At 69.5% G+C, this 18,598-nt stretch carries 16 protein-coding genes; 4 read left to right on the forward strand and 12 right to left on the reverse strand.

What is annotated here, in order from left to right; translation table 11 throughout:
• Positions 1–17 precede the first annotated feature (17 nt).
• Positions 18–497, reverse strand: a complete 480-nt coding sequence (locus tag G5T42_RS00730; protein ID WP_165124095.1) for an OsmC family protein — start codon at positions 495–497, stop codon at positions 18–20.
• A gap of 54 nt (positions 498–551) precedes the next feature.
• Here G5T42_RS00730 and G5T42_RS00735 point away from each other — a divergent pair, with 54 nt between their 5' ends.
• From G5T42_RS00735 to G5T42_RS00745, 3 genes are read left to right on the forward strand one after another with little or no spacing between them, the layout of a single operon-like run.
• Positions 552–1,541, forward strand: a complete 990-nt coding sequence (locus G5T42_RS00735) for an asparaginase (protein WP_165124098.1) — start codon at positions 552–554, stop codon at positions 1,539–1,541.
• A gap of 33 nt (positions 1,542–1,574) precedes the next feature.
• Positions 1,575–2,690: an alanine dehydrogenase gene (gene ald / locus G5T42_RS00740; RefSeq protein WP_165124100.1), complete on the forward strand. Its 1,116-nt coding sequence runs from the start codon at positions 1,575–1,577 to the stop codon at positions 2,688–2,690.
• A 4-nt stretch (positions 2,691–2,694) separates the two neighbouring features.
• Positions 2,695–3,078: a DUF5655 domain-containing protein gene (locus G5T42_RS00745; protein ID WP_241245901.1), complete on the forward strand. Its 384-nt coding sequence runs from the start codon at positions 2,695–2,697 to the stop codon at positions 3,076–3,078.
• Between the two features lie 60 nt (positions 3,079–3,138).
• Here the strand turns inward: G5T42_RS00745 and G5T42_RS00750 are convergent, their stop codons facing one another.
• The 7 genes from G5T42_RS00750 to G5T42_RS00780 form a co-directional block, all read right to left on the reverse strand.
• Positions 3,139–4,704, reverse strand: coding sequence for an APC family permease (locus tag G5T42_RS00750; protein ID WP_165124103.1), 1,566 nt, complete (start codon positions 4,702–4,704; stop codon positions 3,139–3,141).
• A gap of 54 nt (positions 4,705–4,758) precedes the next feature.
• Entirely contained in the window at positions 4,759–7,593 is a 2,835-nt protein-coding gene (locus G5T42_RS00755; protein WP_165124106.1) for an ATP-binding protein, read from the reverse strand.
• A 66-nt stretch (positions 7,594–7,659) separates the two neighbouring features.
• On the reverse strand, positions 7,660–8,463 hold the full coding sequence (locus G5T42_RS00760; protein WP_206535681.1) for a protein phosphatase 2C domain-containing protein: 804 nt from the start codon (positions 8,461–8,463) through the stop codon (positions 7,660–7,662).
• 65 nt (positions 8,464–8,528) lie between these two features.
• Entirely contained in the window at positions 8,529–10,547 is a 2,019-nt protein-coding gene (locus tag G5T42_RS00765; RefSeq protein ID WP_165130013.1) for an ABC transporter ATP-binding protein, read from the reverse strand.
• 29 nt (positions 10,548–10,576) lie between these two features.
• Positions 10,577–12,310 (reverse strand): ABC transporter ATP-binding protein, encoded by a 1,734-nt coding sequence (locus G5T42_RS00770; protein WP_165124108.1) that lies wholly within the window; start codon positions 12,308–12,310, stop codon positions 10,577–10,579.
• A gap of 149 nt (positions 12,311–12,459) precedes the next feature.
• Positions 12,460–13,446, reverse strand: a complete 987-nt coding sequence (locus G5T42_RS00775; protein ID WP_165124111.1) for an aldo/keto reductase — start codon at positions 13,444–13,446, stop codon at positions 12,460–12,462.
• A gap of 118 nt (positions 13,447–13,564) precedes the next feature.
• The gene (locus G5T42_RS00780) at positions 13,565–14,386 is read right to left on the reverse strand and encodes a DUF5684 domain-containing protein (RefSeq protein WP_206535683.1); all 822 of its coding nucleotides are present in this window, start codon (positions 14,384–14,386) and stop codon (positions 13,565–13,567) included.
• Between the two features lie 171 nt (positions 14,387–14,557).
• Between G5T42_RS00780 and G5T42_RS00785 the strand changes: the two genes are divergently transcribed.
• Positions 14,558–15,115 carry a DUF4282 domain-containing protein gene (locus G5T42_RS00785; protein WP_165124113.1) on the forward strand — a complete coding sequence of 186 codons (558 nt, stop codon included), beginning with the start codon at positions 14,558–14,560 and terminating at the stop codon, positions 15,113–15,115.
• A gap of 18 nt (positions 15,116–15,133) precedes the next feature.
• On the opposite strand, the gene yaaA is transcribed toward G5T42_RS00785, so the two are convergent.
• From yaaA to G5T42_RS00805, 4 genes are all read right to left on the reverse strand, one after another.
• The gene (gene yaaA / locus G5T42_RS00790; protein WP_165124116.1) at positions 15,134–15,883 is read right to left on the reverse strand and encodes a peroxide stress protein YaaA; all 750 of its coding nucleotides are present in this window, start codon (positions 15,881–15,883) and stop codon (positions 15,134–15,136) included.
• A 74-nt stretch (positions 15,884–15,957) separates the two neighbouring features.
• The gene (locus tag G5T42_RS00795) at positions 15,958–16,218 is read right to left on the reverse strand and encodes a F0F1 ATP synthase subunit epsilon (RefSeq protein WP_165124118.1); all 261 of its coding nucleotides are present in this window, start codon (positions 16,216–16,218) and stop codon (positions 15,958–15,960) included.
• 1 nt (position 16,219) lies between these two features.
• Positions 16,220–17,668, reverse strand: coding sequence for a F0F1 ATP synthase subunit beta (atpD, locus tag G5T42_RS00800; RefSeq protein ID WP_165124121.1), 1,449 nt, complete (start codon positions 17,666–17,668; stop codon positions 16,220–16,222).
• Between the two features lie 21 nt (positions 17,669–17,689).
• Positions 17,690–18,583 carry a F0F1 ATP synthase subunit gamma gene (locus G5T42_RS00805; RefSeq protein WP_165124124.1) on the reverse strand — a complete coding sequence of 298 codons (894 nt, stop codon included), beginning with the start codon at positions 18,581–18,583 and terminating at the stop codon, positions 17,690–17,692.
• Positions 18,584–18,598: the final 15 nt, after the last annotated feature.

The following is an 18,598-nucleotide window of genomic DNA, read 5'->3' on the forward strand; positions in this document are numbered from 1 at the left end:
GCTCAGGCGCCGAGCGCTCAGGCCGGCTGCGCGACCTCGATCTTCGGCTTGTGGAGCACGGGGAAGTTCACCGAGTTGGCGATGAAGCACCAGGCGTGAGCCTGCTCGTGCGCCTTCATCGCGGCATCCGTCATCGACGCATCCGCGACGGTCACGTGGGGGTGCAGTGTCACCTCCGTGAATCGGCCGCCGCCGCGTCCGTCTTCGATCATGAGACCGGATGCCTCGTCGTGATAGGCGACGACGACGACTCCCGCCTGGACGCACGCGTGCAGGTACGACAGCAGGTGGCACTGGCTCAGCGAGGCGAGGAGCATGTCCTCGGGGTTCCACTTGGCGGGATCGCCGCGAAAGGGCTTGTCCGCCGACGCGAGCATCGTCGGCTTGCCTTCGATCTCGATCGTCGTGGAGCGGTCGTAGTCCCGGTACCCCGTCGTGCCGGTGCCCCGGTTGCCCGTCCAGGTGGAGTGCAGACGGTATCGATGCTCGCCGAACATGCGCCCAGTCTTCCACGCGCAGGAGCGGCCTCGGCCCGGCGGTAGGCTGGCGTGGTGCCGCAGACCTTCGCCGCCGCAGACGCCGTCGAGCTCGCCGTCGTCGAACGCAGCGGCTTCGTCGAGTCGCGGCATTCCGGCGCTGCCGTCGTTCTCTCGGCGGACGGCGTCGTGGTCGAGCGCCTCGGCGATGTCGAGTCGCCGATCCTGCCGCGGTCGAGCCTCAAGCCGCTCCAGGCCCTCGCGTGCCTCACGGCGGGCGCCCCCCTCGAGGGCGAGATGCTCGTGCTCGCGGCGGCGAGCCACTCCGGCACCGACCGCCACGTCTCCGTCGTGCGCGACATCCTCGACGCCGCGCGTCTCGGCGAAGAAGACCTCGGCTGCCCCCCGGCGTGGCCGCTGGATCAGGCGACCCGCGACGAGATGGTCCGGGATCACGCCGAGCCTGCCCGCATCCGCATGAACTGCTCCGGCAAGCATGCGGCGATGCTCCTCACCTGCACGACGACGGGGTGGGATCCGCGCGGCTACCTCGAGCCCGAGCATCCCCTCCAGGTCCACATCCGCGAGGTCATCGAGCGTCTCATCGGCGAGAAGGTCTCAGCGACGGCGGTGGACGGGTGCGGCGCGCCGGTCTACGCGATGAGCCTCATGGGCCTGTCCAAGGCGATCCACCGCATCGGCACGGCATCCCAGACTTCGCCGTTCGCGCTCCACCGTCAGGCGGGCACACTTGTCCGCGCGGTTCGCGCCGATCCGTGGGCGATCGACGGCCCCGGACGGCCCGATACGATCGCGATCGAGCGGCTGGGCGTCTTCGCGAAGACGGGTGCCGAAGGCGTGCTCGTCATGGTCGCTCCTGACGGAACCACGGTGACGCTCAAGATGCTCGACGGCAGCAGCCGGGCGGCCACGGCCGTCGCGCTGCGGCTGCTCGAGCGCGCTGGCGCGCTCACGTCGGCGGACGTCGCGGACGCCATGCAGAAGCTCCCGCTGTCGGTGACCGGCGGCGGCCGAGATGTCGGGGCCATCCGCCCCGCTTTCTAGCGAGCTCCCACAAGGAGCGGAAAGGAACGATCAATGAGGATCTCCGTCCCTACCGAGATCAAGAACAACGAGTACCGCGTCGCGCTCACCCCGTCCGGCGTGCACGACCTCGCCGCCGCCGGGCACGAGGTGTTCGTGCAGCGCGGCGCGGGCGAGGGATCGTCGATGCCGGACGCCGAGTACGAGGCAGCCGGTGCGACGCTCCTCGACGACGCTGCCGAGGTCTGGGCGAGGGCCGAACTCCTCCTCAAGGTGAAGGAGCCGATCGAGAGCGAGTACGGCTACTTCCGTGACGACCTCGTGCTGTTCACCTACCTGCACCTCGCGGCCGACCGCCCGCTCACAGAGCGCCTCGTCGCTGACCGCGTCACCGCCATCGCCTACGAGACCGTCCAGCTCCCGGGTGGCGGGCTCCCCCTCCTCGCGCCGATGAGCGAGGTTGCGGGCCGACTGGCGCCGACCGTCGGCGCTGCGACGCTCATGCGCTCGGCGGGCGGGCTCGGACTCCTCATGTCCGGAGTCCCCGGCACGCGTCCCGCGCGCGTCACGGTCATCGGCGGCGGAGTCGCCGGCGCGAACGCCGCCGTCATCGCGGTCGGGCTCGGGGCCGACGTCACGGTGTTCGACACCAACGTCCAGCGCCTGCGCTACCTCGACGACCACTTTCAGGGCCGCGTGAAGACCGCGGCATCCAACCCGCTCGATCTCGACCGCGCGGTCACGGACTCGGATCTGGTGATCGGCTCGGTGCTCATCCCGGGTGCGAAGGCGCCCAAGCTCGTCACGAACGACATGGTGAGCCGCATGCGGCCCGGAAGCGTCCTCGTCGACATCGCGGTCGACCAGGGCGGATGCTTCGAAGACACGCGCCCGACGACGCACGCCGATCCCACCTTCCCGGTTCACGGCAGCATCTTCTACTGCGTCGCGAACATGCCCGGCGCCGTCCCGAACACGTCGACGTCGGCGCTGACGAACGCCACCCTCCCGTACATCCGTCAGATCGTGCGATCGGGATGGAAGGACGCTCTGCGCCGGGATCCGGCCCTCGCCGCCGGGCTCAACACGGTGGACGGCACCGTCGCCAACGAGGGCGTCGCGACAGCGCACGGCCTCGAACTGTCGCCGCTCGCGGGCGTTCTCGCCTGAATCGATGCTGATGGCCGACGCCGTCTGGACCGTCGAGGACCATCTCGCACAGGGCGATGAGCGAACCGTCGCCCTGTGGCACCGCTTCGCCTCGATCCTGGAGGGGTTCGGGCCGACCACCCTGTCGGTCAGCAAGACCACCGTGACCTTCAAGGGCTCGCGGCGGGGGTTCGCGGGCGCCCGGCCGACAGCCGAGGCGCTCGTGGGCTACTTCGATCTCATGCGCGAGCTTCCCGCCGACCGCCGGGTGCGCAGTGCGTCGCGCTTCGACCGCAACCTGGTCGTGCACCACTTCACGGTGACGGATGCCTCGGACCTCGACGCCGAGTTCGTCGGCTGGCTCGAGGAGGCCTACGCCGTGGGCAACGGCGCGCACCTGCGCCGCTGAGCGCGGACCCCCGCTCCGGCGGTTCGCGGGGCTTCACCCGCGGACCGCCGGTGGGCCGGCCTAGGCGAGGCCGCCGTCGATCGAGCGGGCGTAGTCCGCGGGATCCTCGGGCACCAGCACCGGCGTCTCGCGGTTGAGGCTCTCGCCGCGGAAGAACGGCTTCGCGCGGGGGAAGAAGTACCACAGGAACATCAGCAGCACGCCGAACGCGAGCGCGCCGATGCCCATGACGAACGTTCCCCCGATGCCGAGGAGCACCGTGTAGCCGTAGTCGACGTCGTACATGTCGATCGCGGACTGCACGAACGCGTACGTCAGCATGAGCGCCCCGACCAGCGGGAAGAGGAACTTGTAGAAGAAGTTCCTCGTCGAGGTGAAGAGTTCGCTGCGGAAGTACCAGACGCACGCGTACCCGGTGATCGCGTAGTAGAACGCGATCGCGAGCCCCAGCGACAGGATCGAGTCCTGCAGGATGTTGTCGCTGATCAGCGTCATGCCGATGTAGTACACGCTCGCGACGATGCCCATGGCCAGCGTCGAGAAGGACGGCGTCTTGTACTCGGGGTGGACGTCGGCGAACTTCTTCGGCAGCGCCTTGTACGCCGCCATCGCCAGCGTTCCGCGTGCGGTCGGCAGGATCGTCGTCTGAGTGGAGGAGATCGCCGAGATCATGACGGCGACGACGAGCACCCAGCCGACGGGCCCGAGGAGACCATCCTTGATCGCCAGGAAGAAGTCGTCGGCGTTCGCCTCGTTCCCGAGTCCGGTGCCGGTCTCGCCGAGTCCGGCGTACATCATGGCGGCCACCGTCACGCCCACGTAGGTGACGAGGAGGATGACGGTCGTGAGCAGCGCCGCGCGACCCGGGATGCGCTTCGGGTCCTTCGTCTCCTCGTTGAGGGCGAGGCAGGTGTCCCAGCCCCAGTAGATGAAGATCGCCAAGAGGATCGCCTCGATGAAGCCCGACCAGTCGGTGAAGGCGAAGGGGTTGAACCACGACAGGTCGAAGGGGGTCGGGTCCGGAGCCGTGCCGGCGAAGAACTGCCAGAGGGCTGCGATCACGAAGACCGCGAGGGCGAGGTACTGGATGCCGAGCAGCACGTTCTGGATGCGCTCGCCGATCTCGACGCCGCGCCAGCTGACCCACGTCATCGCCGCGATGAAGACGACGCCGGTCGCCGTCACGAGCGGCACATTGTCGGAGAGCAGAGCATCCTCCGAGGTGCCGACGATTCCGTCGACGAGCGCCCAGAAGTAGATCGCTGCGATCTGCGCGAGGTTCGCGAGCACCACCGTGCCGGCGACCGCGACGCCCCAGCCGCCCAGCCAGCCCACCCAGGGCCCGAACGCCTTCGTGCCCCACGTGAAGGTGGTGCCGCAGTCGGGGATCTTGTTGTTGAGCTCTCGGTAGGCGAAGGCGATGAAGAGCATCGGCACGAAGGCTATGACGAAGGCGATCGGCGCCTGTGCGCCGACCGCGAGCACCACGAAGCCGAGGGTCGCGACGAGGGAGTAGACGGGAGCGGTCGAGGCGAGGCCGATGACCGTGGAACCCCACAGTCCGAGAGCCCCCGCCTTGAGACCTTTGCCGTCGGGCCGGTTCAGGTCGATAGGGGTAGTAGACACAAGGTGAAACGTAGGGCCGCCGTCGTGGGCGGTCAAGGAACGATCCGGTCACGCTCACCCTCCCGGGGTCAGGCCCCGCTGCGTCTCGGGTGGCCGAGGAAGCGCGATGCGCTCGGGCGGCAGACCGTCCCGGCACAGCCACGCCCGTGATCGCCCCGGCGCGCAGTACGGCGGCAGCGCGCGGTCGGCGCTCAGCGCGCGGAAGTCGGATCCGACGGATGGGTCGATGACCAGCGAGTGGTCGTCGCGGACGGCGGTGAGCACGTGCCAGTGCCGCTGCCAGTCCTCCGCGTCGCCGACCACGACGACGAGTTCGTCTCGCTGTGCGGCCTCGTCGAGACCCACCGCGGCGACCTGCGCCACCGTCATGACCTGTGCGCCGGCTTCCTCCCAGAGGCCGAGCATCGCACGGCTCGCCGACGATCGCCGAGCGGCGAACCCGGTGATGGCGGTGGACGGGAACCAGGGCGGGAGCTCCCGCTCGGCGACGGCCTGGATGGGCGGAGGCACGGCGAACTGGACTGCTCGGCCGTCGATACGCGCCCGCCCGCGCGGCTGATCGGGCACGTGGTGGCGCGGCTCGCCGCCGAGCGCCACGTACTCGGCGCGCGACGGAGCGGCCAGGAGCGCCCGACGGGGAAGCAGTTCGGCGATCCGGGACGCCGCTCCCGAGAGCCGCTGCGCCGAGGCGACGACGAGATGGCCGTGGTCCCCTGCTCCGCGCACGATGCGCTCGAGTCGTTCTGTGAGTTCGAGCGCGTAGTCGGGAGGCAGGCGCGCCGCAAGTGCATCGAGGTCGTCGATCAGCAGCACCGACCCGCGCGGAGGCGGGTCGTCCCACAACTCGTGCACGGCATCCCACGCCCCCTCGGGGTCGGAGGGCACTGAGATGGGCTGGGTGACCTGGGCCGCGATCGTGCGCAGCGCGGTCGTCTTGCCGGTTCCCGCGGCCCCGACGACGAGCATTCCCCGGTCTTCTCTGCTCAGCACCGCGGGGACCTGCCGCTGCTGATCCGGTTCGTCGGCCAGACCGAGCACGATGTCGCCACCCGCGCTCGGGCGAGCCAGATCCGCCAGATGCAGCCGCTCCGGCAGGTCGGGCAGCCAGGGCCGTCGCGGGCGATGCGGGTCGGATGCCTCGGCGATGCGCGCGAGGTCGGCAGGCGAGGACAGAGCGACCTGGACGCGGCGGGGCGCGGCATCCCCCGCTCCCCGGACGAGCGCGACGCCCCGTGCGCTCTCACCACCAGGGAGCCGTGCCGCCTCGTCGGTGCCGACCACCGCGCGACTGTCGGCGGCGTCGGCGACCCGGAGACTGACCCGCAGCGGGCAGTTCGCGAGCAGAGCCTCGCGCACGACGCCCGAGACGCGCTGCGTCCCGAGGATGAGGTGCATCCCCAGCGCCCGGCCCCGGGCGGCGATGTCGGTGAACACGGCATGCAGCTCCGGGTGATCGCCGAGCAGCGCCGCGAACTCGTCGACGATCACGACGAGCCGGGGAAGCTCGACCCGCGGATCGGTGACGTCCCTCGCGCCGACGCGCGCGAGCTCCGCCTCACGCCAGCGGACTTCGGCCCGGAGGCTCTCGATCGCCCGTCGAGCGCCGGCCCCGTCGAGATCCGTGATCACTCCGGCCACGTGAGGCAGCGCGGCAAGCGCGTCGAAGGCCGTGCCGCCCTTGAAGTCGGCGAGGAGAAAGCTCACCTCTCGCGGCGATCGCGTGGCGCAGAGTGCGAGCACCCAGGTGACGAGGAGCTCGCTCTTTCCGCTTCCGGTCATCCCGGCGACGACGGCATGAGGTCCGTCGGCGACGAGATCGATGACGGAGGGGCTGCCGCCCTCCCGGCCGATCCGGGCTGCGAGCGCCTTGGACGGAGCGTCGACGAGCAGCGGGCCGAGCGGGATCGGCCCGGCTGTCGCCGCCCCCGCGCCGGGGAGGTCGGCCGCGAGAGCCGTGATCGCGGCAGCGGCGTGCAGCGCCTGCGCGGCGGAGAGTCCCTCGATCGCCACCTCGTGGACCTCTCCCCCGGTATCGACCGAGGCTCGGTCCGGCGCGTGCACGGTGAGGACCGTGTCGCAGCCCGGGGGCACAGGTCCGCCGAGGGGAACCCGGACGATATAGGACTCGACGTCCGCGGGCACGGTCGCGCCCTCGCCCACCACGGCGAGCGTCCGGCCCGTTGCCGCCCCTCGGTGCGGCAAGCCCTCCACCCACCGATCTGCCACGCCCAGAGGGCCGATGATCCGCAGCTCGGCGGGCGGCGACGCCAGACACGCCTGCAAGACGAGGCCGCGACAGACAGCAGCCGCGAGGACCGGCGGTCCCACAACGGCGATCCCGCCTGCCGCCGGCACCACGACCGGCGCATCGGTCAGCACGAGCGCCGTCCTGCGGACAGCGACGCTCCGAGCGTCCGAGCCGCCTCCCGTCACGTGGAGTCCGCTCGGCGCATCGCCCCTCCCCACGACAAGCACCTCCGACCGCCCCGGCACGGCGCGCCACGTCTCGGTCTCGCGAGTGAGGTACCCCGCGACGTCGGGATGCCGCGTGCGTCGCCGGTCGCGCTCGCGGTCGTGGCGTGCCCGGACGGATGCCTCGACCCGGACGTGCGCGGCATCCGTCTCCTGCTCCGCCCGCCGGCGTTCCCGGCGAGCGGTCCGGAGGCCGTCGAGCAGCGTCGCGGCGGCCACGAGGGGACCGAGGAGCGCGAACCAGAGCGACAGCACCGAGCCTGTGAGAAGCCACAGCCCGACCGCCCCCAGGACGGGGACGGCCGTCGCGAGGAGGGGGATGGACGGGCGCTTCGGCGGCGTCGGCTCTGGCGGGAGGGTCAGCGGTTCGTCGAGCGCCTCGAGGGACGGGTCGAGCAGCGAAGCGAAGGAGGCCACGACGCCAGTGAAGCGCGCGCGGGGCGCGGAACCGCCTCGAGGAAGGCGAAGGTGGAGAAGCCGGCGTCAGCCCGTGGCTGTGGAGGAGGCGCCGGGGACGGCGACGTCGAGCACGATGACCGTGATGTTGTCGCGGCCGCCGTTCTCGAGAGCCGCATCCAGCATCGACGAGACCGCATCGGCCGGGTCGGCGTTCTCGGCGAGGAAGTGCTGGATGCCGTAGTCGGTGAGCTCTTTCGTCAGTCCGTCGGAGCAGATGACGAATCGATCTCCGTCGGTCACCTCGAGGCGCACGTAGTCGGGCGCGACGCTCTCGCTCGGACCTACGGCGCGCGTGATGACATTGCCATACGGGTGGTTCTCGGCCTCTTCCGGGCTCAGCCGGCCCGCGGCGACGAGCTCCTGGACGACGGAGTGATCAGTCGTGACCTGGGCGATCGCACCGTCGCGCAGCAGGTACACGCGCGAGTCGCCGATGTTCAGCGTGACCCAGTGGGGCGGATCCTCGCTCGTGTCGAGGTACACGCCCGTCAGCGTCGTGCCGGTCCCGTCGTCGGTGGTCTCGGGATGGGAGGCGATGTCTTTGACGGCTCGCGCGAGGCCCTTCTCGATGGTCTTCGGCGTCACGCTCCCGGCATCCACCACTCCGCGCAAGCGGTCGACCGTGCTCGAGCTCGCGATCTCGCCGCCCAGGTGACCGCCCATGCCGTCGGCGACGACGAAGAGCGGATACTCCGCGAGCAGCGCATCCTGATTGGCGTCGCGACGTCGCCCCGTGTGAGTCGCACCCGCCCACGCGAGCTCGATCGTCTCGCCCTTCGAGCGATCGCCGATGTGCACCGAGCGATGCTGGGTGGATACTTCCGGCACGCCGCTATCTCCCATGGAACCAAGGCGGCCCAGGAGGGCCGCCGACGTGCTCACATCCTAGTCGACTACCCCTCGAGGGCTTCGAAGTCCTCCTCAGCGCTGGCGGCGAGGATCGTCGCCGTGGTAGGGACCGGCGGAGCGCCGACCAGCACAGGCTCTTCCGCTTCCTCATCGCCGATCGCGCCCTCGAACTGGGCGTTGTACAGCCGCCAGTAGGCGCCGCGCGTTCGCAGCAGCTCCTCGTGCGACCCCTGCTCGACGATCGATCCGTTCTCCATCACGAGGATGAGGTCGGCGTCGCGGATCGTCGAGAGCCGGTGCGCGATGACGAACGCCGTGCGATCCGCGCGGAGACGCGACATCGCGCGCTGGATGAGCAGCTCTGTGCGGGTGTCGACCGAGGACGTCGCCTCGTCGAGGATGAGGATCCGCGGATCGGCGAGGAAGGCGCGGGCGATCGTGACCAGCTGCCGCTCGCCGACGCTGAGGTTCGTCGCCTCGTCGTCCAGCATCGTGTCGTAGCCGTCCGGAAGCGCGTGCACGAACCGGTCGACGTAGGCGGCCGTCGCTGCGGTGACGATCTCCTCGTCCGAGGCATCCGGACGTCCGTAGGCGATGTTCTCGCGGATCGTCCCGGCGAAGAGCCACGTGTCCTGCAGCACCATGCCCGTGCGTGCGCGCAGGTCGTCGCGGGTCATCGTGCGGGTGTCGACGCCGTCAAGGGTGATCCGGCCCGAGTCGACGTCGTAGAACCGCATGATGAGGTTCACGAGGGTGGTCTTACCGGCGCCCGTCGGACCGACGATCGCGACGGTGCTCCCCGGGTGCGCCTCGAGGACGAGTCCGTCGATGAGCGGCTTGTCGGGGCTGTAGCTGAACGAGACGTCTTCGAAGGCGAGGTGGCTCGCCGACTCGGGCGCGGTCCGGGCAGGATCCGGATCGCTTGTCTCCTCGGCCTCGTCGAGCAGCTCGAACACGCGCTCGGCGCTCGCGACCCCGGACTGGAGGAGGTTCGCCATCGACCCCAGCTGGCTGAGGGGCTGGGTGAACTGCCGCGAGTACTGGATGAACGCCTGGACATCGCCGATCGACATCAGACCCGCCGCGACCTGCAGCCCGCCGACGACGGCGATCGCCACGTAGACCAGGTTCCCGATGAACATCATGGCGGGCATGATGACGCCCGAGATGAACTGCGCGCCGAAGCTCGCGCGGTAGACCTCTTCGTTCTCGTCGCGGAAGTTCGCCTCGACCTCCTTCTGGTGACCGAAGACCTTCACGATCGAGTGCCCGGAGAAGGTCTCCTCCACACGCGCGTTGAGGATGCCGGTGGCCTTCCACTGGGCGACGAAGAGCTTCTGCGAGCGCTTCGCGACGAAGACGGTCACGACGAGCGTCAGCGGGATCGTGACGAGCGCGATGAGGGCGAGGAGCGGCGAGATGACGAACATCATCACGAGCACGCCGATGACCGTCAGCAGCGAGATGACGACCTGGGACAGCGTCTGCTGCATCGTCTGGCCGATGTTGTCGACATCGTTCGTCACGCGGCTCAGGAGCTCGCCGCGCTGCACCTTGTCGAAGTACGAGAGGGGCAGGCGCTGGATCTTGTCCTCGACCTGCATGCGCAGCCGGTTCATGGCGCGCTGGACGACCCCGTTGAGGATGCGGGCCTGCAGCCAGCCGAAGATGCTCGCGAAGACGTACACGAAGAGCACGGCCATGACGATCATGGCCAGCTGCTGGAAGTCGATGCCCGCGCCGGGCACGAAGTCCATCGTCGAGAGCATGTCGGCCTGCTGCTGATCGCCCTGCGCGACGAGGCCGTCGATGACCTGCTGCTTCGTCGCCCCCGCCGGCATCTGCAGCGAGACGAAGCCCGCGAACACCACGTTCGTCGCATTGCCGAGCAGCTTCGGCCCGATGACCGAGAGGGCGACGCTGAGAGTACCGAGGACGAGCACGACGATGAGCTGCGGCATGTCGGTGCGGAGCGTGCCGAGGAGCCGCTTCGCGCTCGGACCGAAGTTCTGCGCCTTCTCGCCGGGACCGGCCTGGCCCATCGGGCCCCTGGGCATCGGCATCCGCCGGGGCGCCTGAGTCTGCGAGCCGCTCATGCCGTCGCCTCCGCCGCGAGCTGCGAATCGACGATCTCACGGTACGTGTCGTTCGTCTCGACGAGTTCTTCGTGGGTTCCGACGCCCACCATGCGCCCGTGGTCGAGCACGATGATCTGGTCGGCATGCTGGATCGTCGACACGCGCTGCGCCACGACGAGCCTCGTGGCGTGGGGCAGATGCGTGTCGAGCGCGCGGCGGAGCTCGGCATCCGTTCTCAGATCCAATGCCGAGAACGAGTCGTCGAAGACGTAGATGCCCGGCTGTTTGGCGAGCGCCCGCGCGATCGCGAGCCGCTGCCGCTGGCCTCCGGATACGTTCGTGCCGCCCTGCGCGATCTGGGCCTCGAGCCCGCCCGGCATCTCCTCGACGAAATCCTTCGCCTGCGCGAGCTCGAGCGCGCGCCAGAGCTCCTCGTCGGTCGCGTCCTCGTCGCCATAGCGGAGGTTCGAGGCGACGGTGCCCGAGAAGAGGAAGGCGCGCTGCGGGACGAGACCGATCCGCTTCCACAGCAGATCGGGCTCATAGTCGCGCACGTCGACTCCATCGACGCGGACGGTGCCGGCGGTCACATCGAAGAGCCGGGGCACGAGACCGACCAGGGTCGTCTTCCCCGCACCCGTCGAGCCGATGATCGCCGTGGTCGTGCCCGGAGCGACCGAGAACGTGAGGTCGTGCAGCACCGCCTCGTCGGCGCCCGGGTACGCGAAGTCGACGTGGTCGAATTCGATGCGCCCGAGAGCCTCGGGAGCGGCCTTGGGGTCGGCGGGAGCGACCACCGAGGGCTCGGTCTCGAGCACCTCGCCGATGCGGTTCGCGCACACGGCGGCGCGCGGGATCATGACGAACATGAAGGTCGCCATCATCACGCCCATGAGGATCTGCATCAGATAGCTCAGGAAGGCGATGAGCGTGCCGATCTGCACGCCGTTGTCCTGCACCTGGAAGGCGCCGAACCAGATGACGGCCACGCTCGAGACGTTCATGACGAGCATGACGGCGGGGAACATGATCGCCATCAGGTTTCCGGCCTTGAGGCCCGTCGCCATCACGTCCTCGCTCGCGGTCGCGAAGCGGACGCGCTCCTCGCGCTCGCGCACGAAGGCCCGGATGACGCGGATTCCGGTGAGCTGCTCGCGCATGATCTGGTTGACGCGGTCGATCTTCTTCTGCATCTGGGTGAACGCAGGCACCATGCGCCACACGATGAGCCCCACGATGATGAGGAGGATCGGGATCGCGACCGCCATGAGCCACGACAGGCCCGCGTCCTCGCGCACCGCCATGATGATGCCGCCGATCGCGAGCATCGGCGCCGACACCATGAGGGTCGCCGAGACCTGCACGAGCATCTGCACCTGCTGCACGTCGTTCGTGTTGCGCGTGATGAGCGACGGGGCGCTGAACTGACCGACCTCGCGCTGCGAGAACGCGACAACCCGATGGAACAGGTCGCCGCGCACGTCACGGCCCATCCCCATCGCGAGCCGCGAGCCGAAGTAGACGGCGATGATCGCGCAGACCACCTGGACGAGGCTGACGACGAGCATCACCCCGCCGGTCTGCCAGATGTAGTCGATGTCGCCGGTGACGACGCCCTTGTCGATGATGTCGGCGTTGAGCGTCGGCAGCATGAGCGAGGCGATCGACTGGGCGAGCTGGAAGACGACGACGGCGATGATGAGCAGCCACGCCGGGCTGAGGTAGCGCACCAGGAGCTTGCCGAGCACGAGGGGTCCTTTCGTCGCGCGACGACATCCGCACCGAGGCGGCCGCGCACGTCGAACGAGGCTACGCCTGCCCTGCGACGTCGTACAAACGCGTGGCGTGCGCTGATAGCGAACCGGTCGGCGGATGCCGCGGCCCCCGCGGCCGGACCTCAGATGTCGGACGGCGACACCGCGGGGAAGATGGCGTCGACGGCCTCGAGATCGGCGGCCGTCGGCGTCCACGCCGACGCGGCGGCCCCGTTAGCCCGCACCTGCTCGGGGCTCGTCGCACCCGCGATGACGCTCGAGACCACCGGCTGCGCGAGGAACCATCCGAACGTCGCGTCGAGCATCGTGATGCCGCGCTCGTCGCAGAACGCCTGATACGCCTCGAGCGCCTCCCACGGTGCGTTCTCGTAGAGATGCGGGCGCTGGCGCATGATGCGGGAGTCGGCGGGCGCGGCATCCCGGGTGAACTTGCCCGTCAGCAGGCCGTTGTGGAGCGGGAAGAACGGGAAGAACCCCAGGCCGTAGCGCTCGACCGCGCGAAGGACGTTCCGCTCCGCGCCCCGCGCAAGCAGGCTGTACTGGTTCTGGGCCGACACGAACGGCACCGAGCGGCGCTCGCGGGCGACGAAGTGGGCCTCGGCGATCTGCCAGCCGGACAGGTTGGAGTGGCCGATGTAGCGCACCTTCCCCTCGCGCACGAGGTCGCCGAGGGCGTCGAGCGTCTCTTCGACCGGCGTCTCGGGGTCGGGCGTGTGCAGCTGGTAGAGGTCGATCCAGTCGGTCTGCAGACGACGGAGGGATGCCTCGACCGCGCGCCGTACATGAACGCGCGACGCCTTCGATCCGCCGAGCACGGCCGGAGCGAAGTCCGCGTGCCCGAACTTCGTGGCGAGCACGACCTCGTCGCGACGACCCTTGAGCGCCTCGCCCATCAGCGTCTCGGAAAGGCCCGGCTCCTTGCCGTAGATGTCCGCGGTGTCGAGGAACGTGACTCCGGCGTCGATCGCGGCATCCAGCACCGCCTTCGTGCCTTCGAGGGATTCCGTGCGGGTGTCCTTGCGCCCGAAGTTGTTGCAGCCCAGGCCGACGGACGAGACGAGAAGGCCGGAGGCGCCGACTCGGCGCAGGGGAACGGAAGCGGAGGTCATGTCGTCAACGCTAATCGCCCATCGGGCACGTCGAGACCCGGTCGTTGACCGCGACGGGATGCGCGCGGCCGGTAATGCAGGAACCCCCGCGCTGGGCGGGGGTTCCTGGTCGAGCACTCTACGGACGCGGTGCGTTCGGGTCTTCCGGCCCGGGTGCGGTGGGCGGCTCGGGGGTGACCGGCGGCGCCGGCTCGGAGGGTGCTGCCGCGGGCGGCTCAGGCGACGACGGCGCGGGGGCCGCCGCAGCGGGCGGCGGCGTGTAGCCGGCCGGCGGCTCCGAGGGTGCCGGCGGCGTGTATCCGGCCGGCGGAGCCGAATACCCTGCGGGCGGCGCCGAGTAGCCGGCGGGCGGAGCGTCGTAGCCCGCGGGCGGCGGGTAGGCGCCGGGAGCGGGGTAGGCGGGCTGCGTCACAGGGTTCGCGGGGTAGCCGCCGGCGGGCGTCTGGGCGGGGATGCCGCGCCAGTTGGTGCGGTCGCTGAGGAACCCGTTGCCCGCCCAGGGTGCGGCCGGGACGGCGGTGTTCCAGCGGGACTTGTCGAACGCGAGGATGCCGAGCCACACGATCGAGAGGAAGAAGTAGAGGATGAGCCACACCGCCTCCTTCTGGAGCTTCAGGCCGACACGCCACGCGGCGAGCAGCGTCAGCACGAAGGTCGCGAGGCTGAGGAGCCACCCGATGACGGGGACCCAGCTGAGCACGATGCCGGCGCCCAGCCCGATGAGGACCAGCCAGGGGTTCAGGTCGCCCAGCTTGGCGAAGACCATGTAGTTGTAGACGGGCACCCAGGCCCGCCACCGACCCTGCACACCGGCCTTGTCGAAGATCTTCATGAGGAACCACGAGCTGAGCACGTAGAAGCCGATCAAGAAGATGAACGAGAGGAAGCCGAGCACGGCGAGCACTGCCGCGAGCCCCGCGCTGTCGGGATAGTCGTACATCGTGTCCCTTTCCGGAACATGAGGGACGTGTCGCCACGCCGACGAGAACCTCCGCCCCGTCGAGTCACATGGTAGCGATGCCCGTACTCGCGTGTCAGTCATCGACACGGCTACCGCTGTCGGCCGCTTCCCGGCGATAGCCTGGCGGGAAGAACAGCGGAAGGAACCCCGATGAGCAACACCACTCCCCCTCCTCCTCCGCCGCTCCCCGAGCAGCCGGCCTCCCAGGCCGCGGCGGACGCCGCCGGGTCGAGGCAGGCGGCTTCCTCGCCCGGACCCGCGGCTTCGGACACCTATCCGACGGGCGCCGGTCCCGCGGCGGAGAGCACGACGCGGAACTACAACCCCGCAGCCGATCCCGACGACACCGGAGTGCCGCCGGCCGTGGGCGATGCGTCCGACGTCGGGCGCGGGTTCATCCGCGCCCTCTTCGACATCTCGTTCCGCACGTTCATCACGCGCCGGCTCGCGAGCGCCTTCTACGTCGTCGGACTCGTGGCGATCGGCATCGGCTTCCTCGTCTACTTCATCGGCGGGATCGTGCGGTCGATCGGGATCATGCCCTACAACACGGGTGCGGGCGTCTCGCTGCTCGTGGCGACGCTCATCATCGTGCCGATCGTGACGTTCCTGGCGATCGTGGTGCTGCGCTTCATCATCGAGGCCGTCGTCGCCCTCATCGCGATCGCCGAGAACACGCAGCAGACGGCCGACAACACCGAACGCTGAGAAAGCCGCCCGCCGCGGTCAGGCGAAGAGCTCCAGCTCCTGGCCTCGGCCGGGGCGCGCCCGCAGGCCGGCGGCATCCGCCCATCGCAGGAATCCCTCGCGCGAACGGATGCGCGGTCGCTCGACCGCGAGCCTGCGGACGAGCGCGCCTTTGGCGTGCTTGTTGAAGTGGTTGAGCGCCCGGACGGCGCCGCCCTCACCCTCCGCGACGACGCGCACATACGCCGATGCAAGAGTCGCGGGAACAGGCCCGAGTGCCGCGTAGGCCTCGGAGCGCAGGTCGAGCACGAACGGAGCACCGGCCTCCGCGAGGGCGTACGTCACGGCCCCCGCCCACAGTCGCCGGAGGGGCGGGACACCCGGGAGGGACGTCGACGCGCCCAGCCGATAGACCGGGATGCGATCCAGAGCACCGACCGGTCCGAGCGGCGCCGAGTGGATGAGGACGTGCCGCCCGAGCCATGAGCGGCCGGCCGGGTCGAGGGATGCCGCGTCCAGCGCGTCGTAGAGCACTCCCGTGTAGCGATCGACGGCCGGGATCGCGGGCGTCGTGCGCACACGGGCGTTGTGGTCGATCTCATGCCTTTGCGTCGCACCGAGCTTCAAGACGCGGGCGGATGCCTCGGCATCCGTCGCCAGGTGCTCGAGAGCCGTCAGCACCTGCTCGCGCTGCGGGGTGAGCCCGGGCAGGGCGAGGCCGTCGAGGTCGAGCGGGCGGCCGGAGCCGCCGGGCCGCTTGGTCTCGGACGGCGGAAGGAGGATCAGCATGGAGGCTCCGAAAAGGCGCACGCCGCCCGGACGGGTCCGGGCGGCGTGCGTATTACGACAGGTTCAGGAACCGGTCAGGCGATGAGCGCGGCGTTGCCGGCCACGATCGAGATCTCGTCGCCGTCCATCGACAGGAAGCCGTCCTGCGCGTTCGCGGTGATCTTGGAGCCGTCGGTCTGCGTGATGCGCACTTGACCCTCCGCGAGGACGGCGAGCACGGGCTCGTGCCCGGGCATGAAGCCGATCTCGCCCAGGACGGTCTTGGCGACGACGAGCGTCGCCTCACCCGACCAGACCTCGGACTCCGCCGAGACGAGGTTGACCTTCAGCGGCATGTCAGCCGTTCTCCTTCTGGATGCGCGCCCAGGCCTCTTCGACGTCGGAGATGCCGCCGACGTTGAAGAACGCCTGCTCGGCGACGTGGTCGAAGTCACCCCGGACGATCGCATCGAAGGACTCGATCGTCTCCTTGATCGGGACCGTCGAGCCCTCGACGCCGGTGAACTTCTTCGCCATGTAGGTGTTCTGCGAGAGGAACTGCTGGATGCGGCGCGCGCGGGCGACGACCACCTTGTCCTCTTCGGAGAGCTCGTCGACACCGAGGATGGCGATGATCTCCTGCAGCTCCTTGTTCTTCTGGAGGATCTGCTTGACCGAGGTCGCGACGCGGTAGTGGTCCTCGCCGATGTAGCGGGGGTCGAGGATGCGGCTCGTCGACGACAGCGGGTCGACCGCGGGGTACAGGCCCTTCGAGGCGATCTCGCGGCTGAGCTCGGTGGTCGCGTCGAGGTGGGCGAACGTCGTCGCCGGGGCCGGGTCGGTGTAGTCGTCGGCAGGGACGTAGATCGCCTGGAGCGACGTGATCGAGTGACCGCGCGTCGAGGTGATGCGCTCCTGGAGCACGCCCATCTCGTCGGCGAGGTTCGGCTGGTAGCCGACCGCCGAGGGCATGCGGCCGAGAAGCGTCGACACCTCGGAGCCCGCCTGCGTGAAGCGGAAGATGTTGTCGATGAAGAGGAGCACGTCCTGCTTCTGGACGTCGCGGAAGTACTCCGCCATCGTCAGAGCGGACAGGGCGACGCGAAGTCGCGTCCCCGGCGGCTCGTCCATCTGGCCGAAGACGAGGGCGGTCTTGTCGAAGACGCCGGCCTCTTCCATCTCGTGGATGAGGTCGTTGCCCTCACGCGTGCGCTCTCCGACGCCGGCGAACACCGACACACCACCGTGGTCCTGCGCGACGCGCTGGATCATCTCCTGGATGAGGACCGTCTTGCCGACGCCCGCACCGCCGAAGAGGCCGATCTTGCCACCCTGCACGTAGGGCGTGAGCAGGTCGATGACCTTGATGCCCGTCTCGAACATCTGGGTCTTGGACTCCAGCTGGTCGAAGTTCGGCGCCTTGCGGTGGATGGGCCAGCGCTCGGTGATCTCGACGGTCTCGCCGGGCTCGCCGTTGAGGATCTCGCCCGTGACGTTGAACACCTTGCCCTTGGTGACATCGCCGACGGGGACCGTGATCTGCTCGCCGGTGTCGCGCACCTCCTGACCGCGGACGACGCCGTCGGTCGGCTTGAGCGCGATGGCGCGGACCAGGTCGTCGCCGAGGTGCTGCGCGACCTCGAGCGTGAACTCGGTGGTCACACCCTCGACGGTGACGCTCGTCTTGAGCGCGTTGTAGATGTCGGGGATCGAGTCGTGCGGGAACTCGATGTCGACGACGGGGCCCGTGACGCGGGCGACGCGCCCGACTGCGGGGGCCTGCGTCTTCTCAGCGGTGAGGCTCATGGCTTCTTCTCTTTCGTCTGTCTACTTGCCCGACGCCAGAGCGTCGGCGCCGCCGACGATCTCGGCGATCTGCTGCGTGATCTCGGCCTGGCGCGCGTTGTTGCGCAGGCGCGTGTAGTCGGTGATGAGGTTGTCGGCGTTGTCGCTGGCCGACTTCATCGCCTTCTGCGTCGCGGCGTGCTTGGCCGCGGAGGACTGCAGGAGGGCGTTGAAGACGCGGCTCTGGATGTACACCGGCAGGAGCGCGTCGAGGACGACGCCCGCTTCGGGCTCGAACTCGTACAGCGGGTACACCGTCGCGCTCGAGGCATCCGCCTCCACGACCTCCAGCGGGAGGAGACGCACGGTCTCGGGCGACTGCGTCATCATGCTGACGAAGCGGTTGTAGACGAGGTTGATCTCGTCGACGCCGCCGCCGTCGCCGCCGCGGTCGTACGCGTCCAGGAGGACGCCGGCGATCTCCTCCGCCGTGTGGAAGTGCGGCGTGTCGGTGTCACCCGTCCACTGCGCGGCACTGTCCATGCGGCGGAACTGGAAGTACCCGACGGCCTTGCGGCCGACCAGGTAGAACACCGGCTCCTTGCCCTGCGAACGCAGCAGCTCTGCCAGCTCCAGCCCCTCGCGGAGGATCTGCGAGTTGAACGCACCCGCGAGCCCGCGGTCGGAGGCGAAGATCACGACCGCCGACCGGCGGATGACCTCGCGCTCCGTCGTCAGAGGGTGGTCGACGTTGGAGTGCGTCGCCACCGCGGAGACGGCACGCGTCACGGCGCGCGCGAACGGCGCGGACGCGCGCACGCGCGCCATCGCCTTCTGGATGCGCGAAGCCGCGATGAGCTCCATCGCCTTCGTGATCTTCTTGGTCGTCTGAGCAGAAGCGATCTTCTGCTTGTAGACCCTCAGTTGTGCGCCCATGGTCCCTGTCCAGGC

Origin of the sequence: Microbacterium sp. 4R-513, from assembly GCF_011046485.1 — a bacterium.
In the GTDB taxonomy this organism is placed as follows: Bacteria; Actinomycetota; Actinomycetes; order Actinomycetales; family Microbacteriaceae; genus Microbacterium.

What these genes read in the sequence shown, in the direction of transcription:
- G5T42_RS00730 (WP_165124095.1), bottom strand. Translation starts at nt 497, where the DNA reads ATGTTCGGCGAGCATCGATACCGTCTGCACTCCACCTGGACGGGCAAC.
- ald (WP_165124100.1), top strand. Translation starts at nt 1,575, where the DNA reads ATGAGGATCTCCGTCCCTACCGAGATCAAGAACAACGAGTACCGCGTC.
- G5T42_RS00745 (WP_241245901.1), top strand. Translation starts at nt 2,695, where the DNA reads ATGCTGATGGCCGACGCCGTCTGGACCGTCGAGGACCATCTCGCACAG.
- G5T42_RS00765 (WP_165130013.1), bottom strand. Translation starts at nt 10,547, where the DNA reads ATGCCGATGCCCAGGGGCCCGATGGGCCAGGCCGGTCCCGGCGAGAAG.
- G5T42_RS00775 (WP_165124111.1), bottom strand. Translation starts at nt 13,446, where the DNA reads ATGACCTCCGCTTCCGTTCCCCTGCGCCGAGTCGGCGCCTCCGGCCTT.
- G5T42_RS00780 (WP_206535683.1), bottom strand. Translation starts at nt 14,386, where the DNA reads ATGTACGACTATCCCGACAGCGCGGGGCTCGCGGCAGTGCTCGCCGTG.
- G5T42_RS00785 (WP_165124113.1), top strand. Translation starts at nt 14,558, where the DNA reads ATGAGCAACACCACTCCCCCTCCTCCTCCGCCGCTCCCCGAGCAGCCG.
- yaaA (WP_165124116.1), bottom strand. Translation starts at nt 15,883, where the DNA reads ATGCTGATCCTCCTTCCGCCGTCCGAGACCAAGCGGCCCGGCGGCTCC.
- G5T42_RS00795 (WP_165124118.1), bottom strand. Translation starts at nt 16,218, where the DNA reads ATGCCGCTGAAGGTCAACCTCGTCTCGGCGGAGTCCGAGGTCTGGTCG.
- atpD (WP_165124121.1), bottom strand. Translation starts at nt 17,668, where the DNA reads ATGAGCCTCACCGCTGAGAAGACGCAGGCCCCCGCAGTCGGGCGCGTC.
- G5T42_RS00805 (WP_165124124.1), bottom strand. Translation starts at nt 18,583, where the DNA reads ATGGGCGCACAACTGAGGGTCTACAAGCAGAAGATCGCTTCTGCTCAG.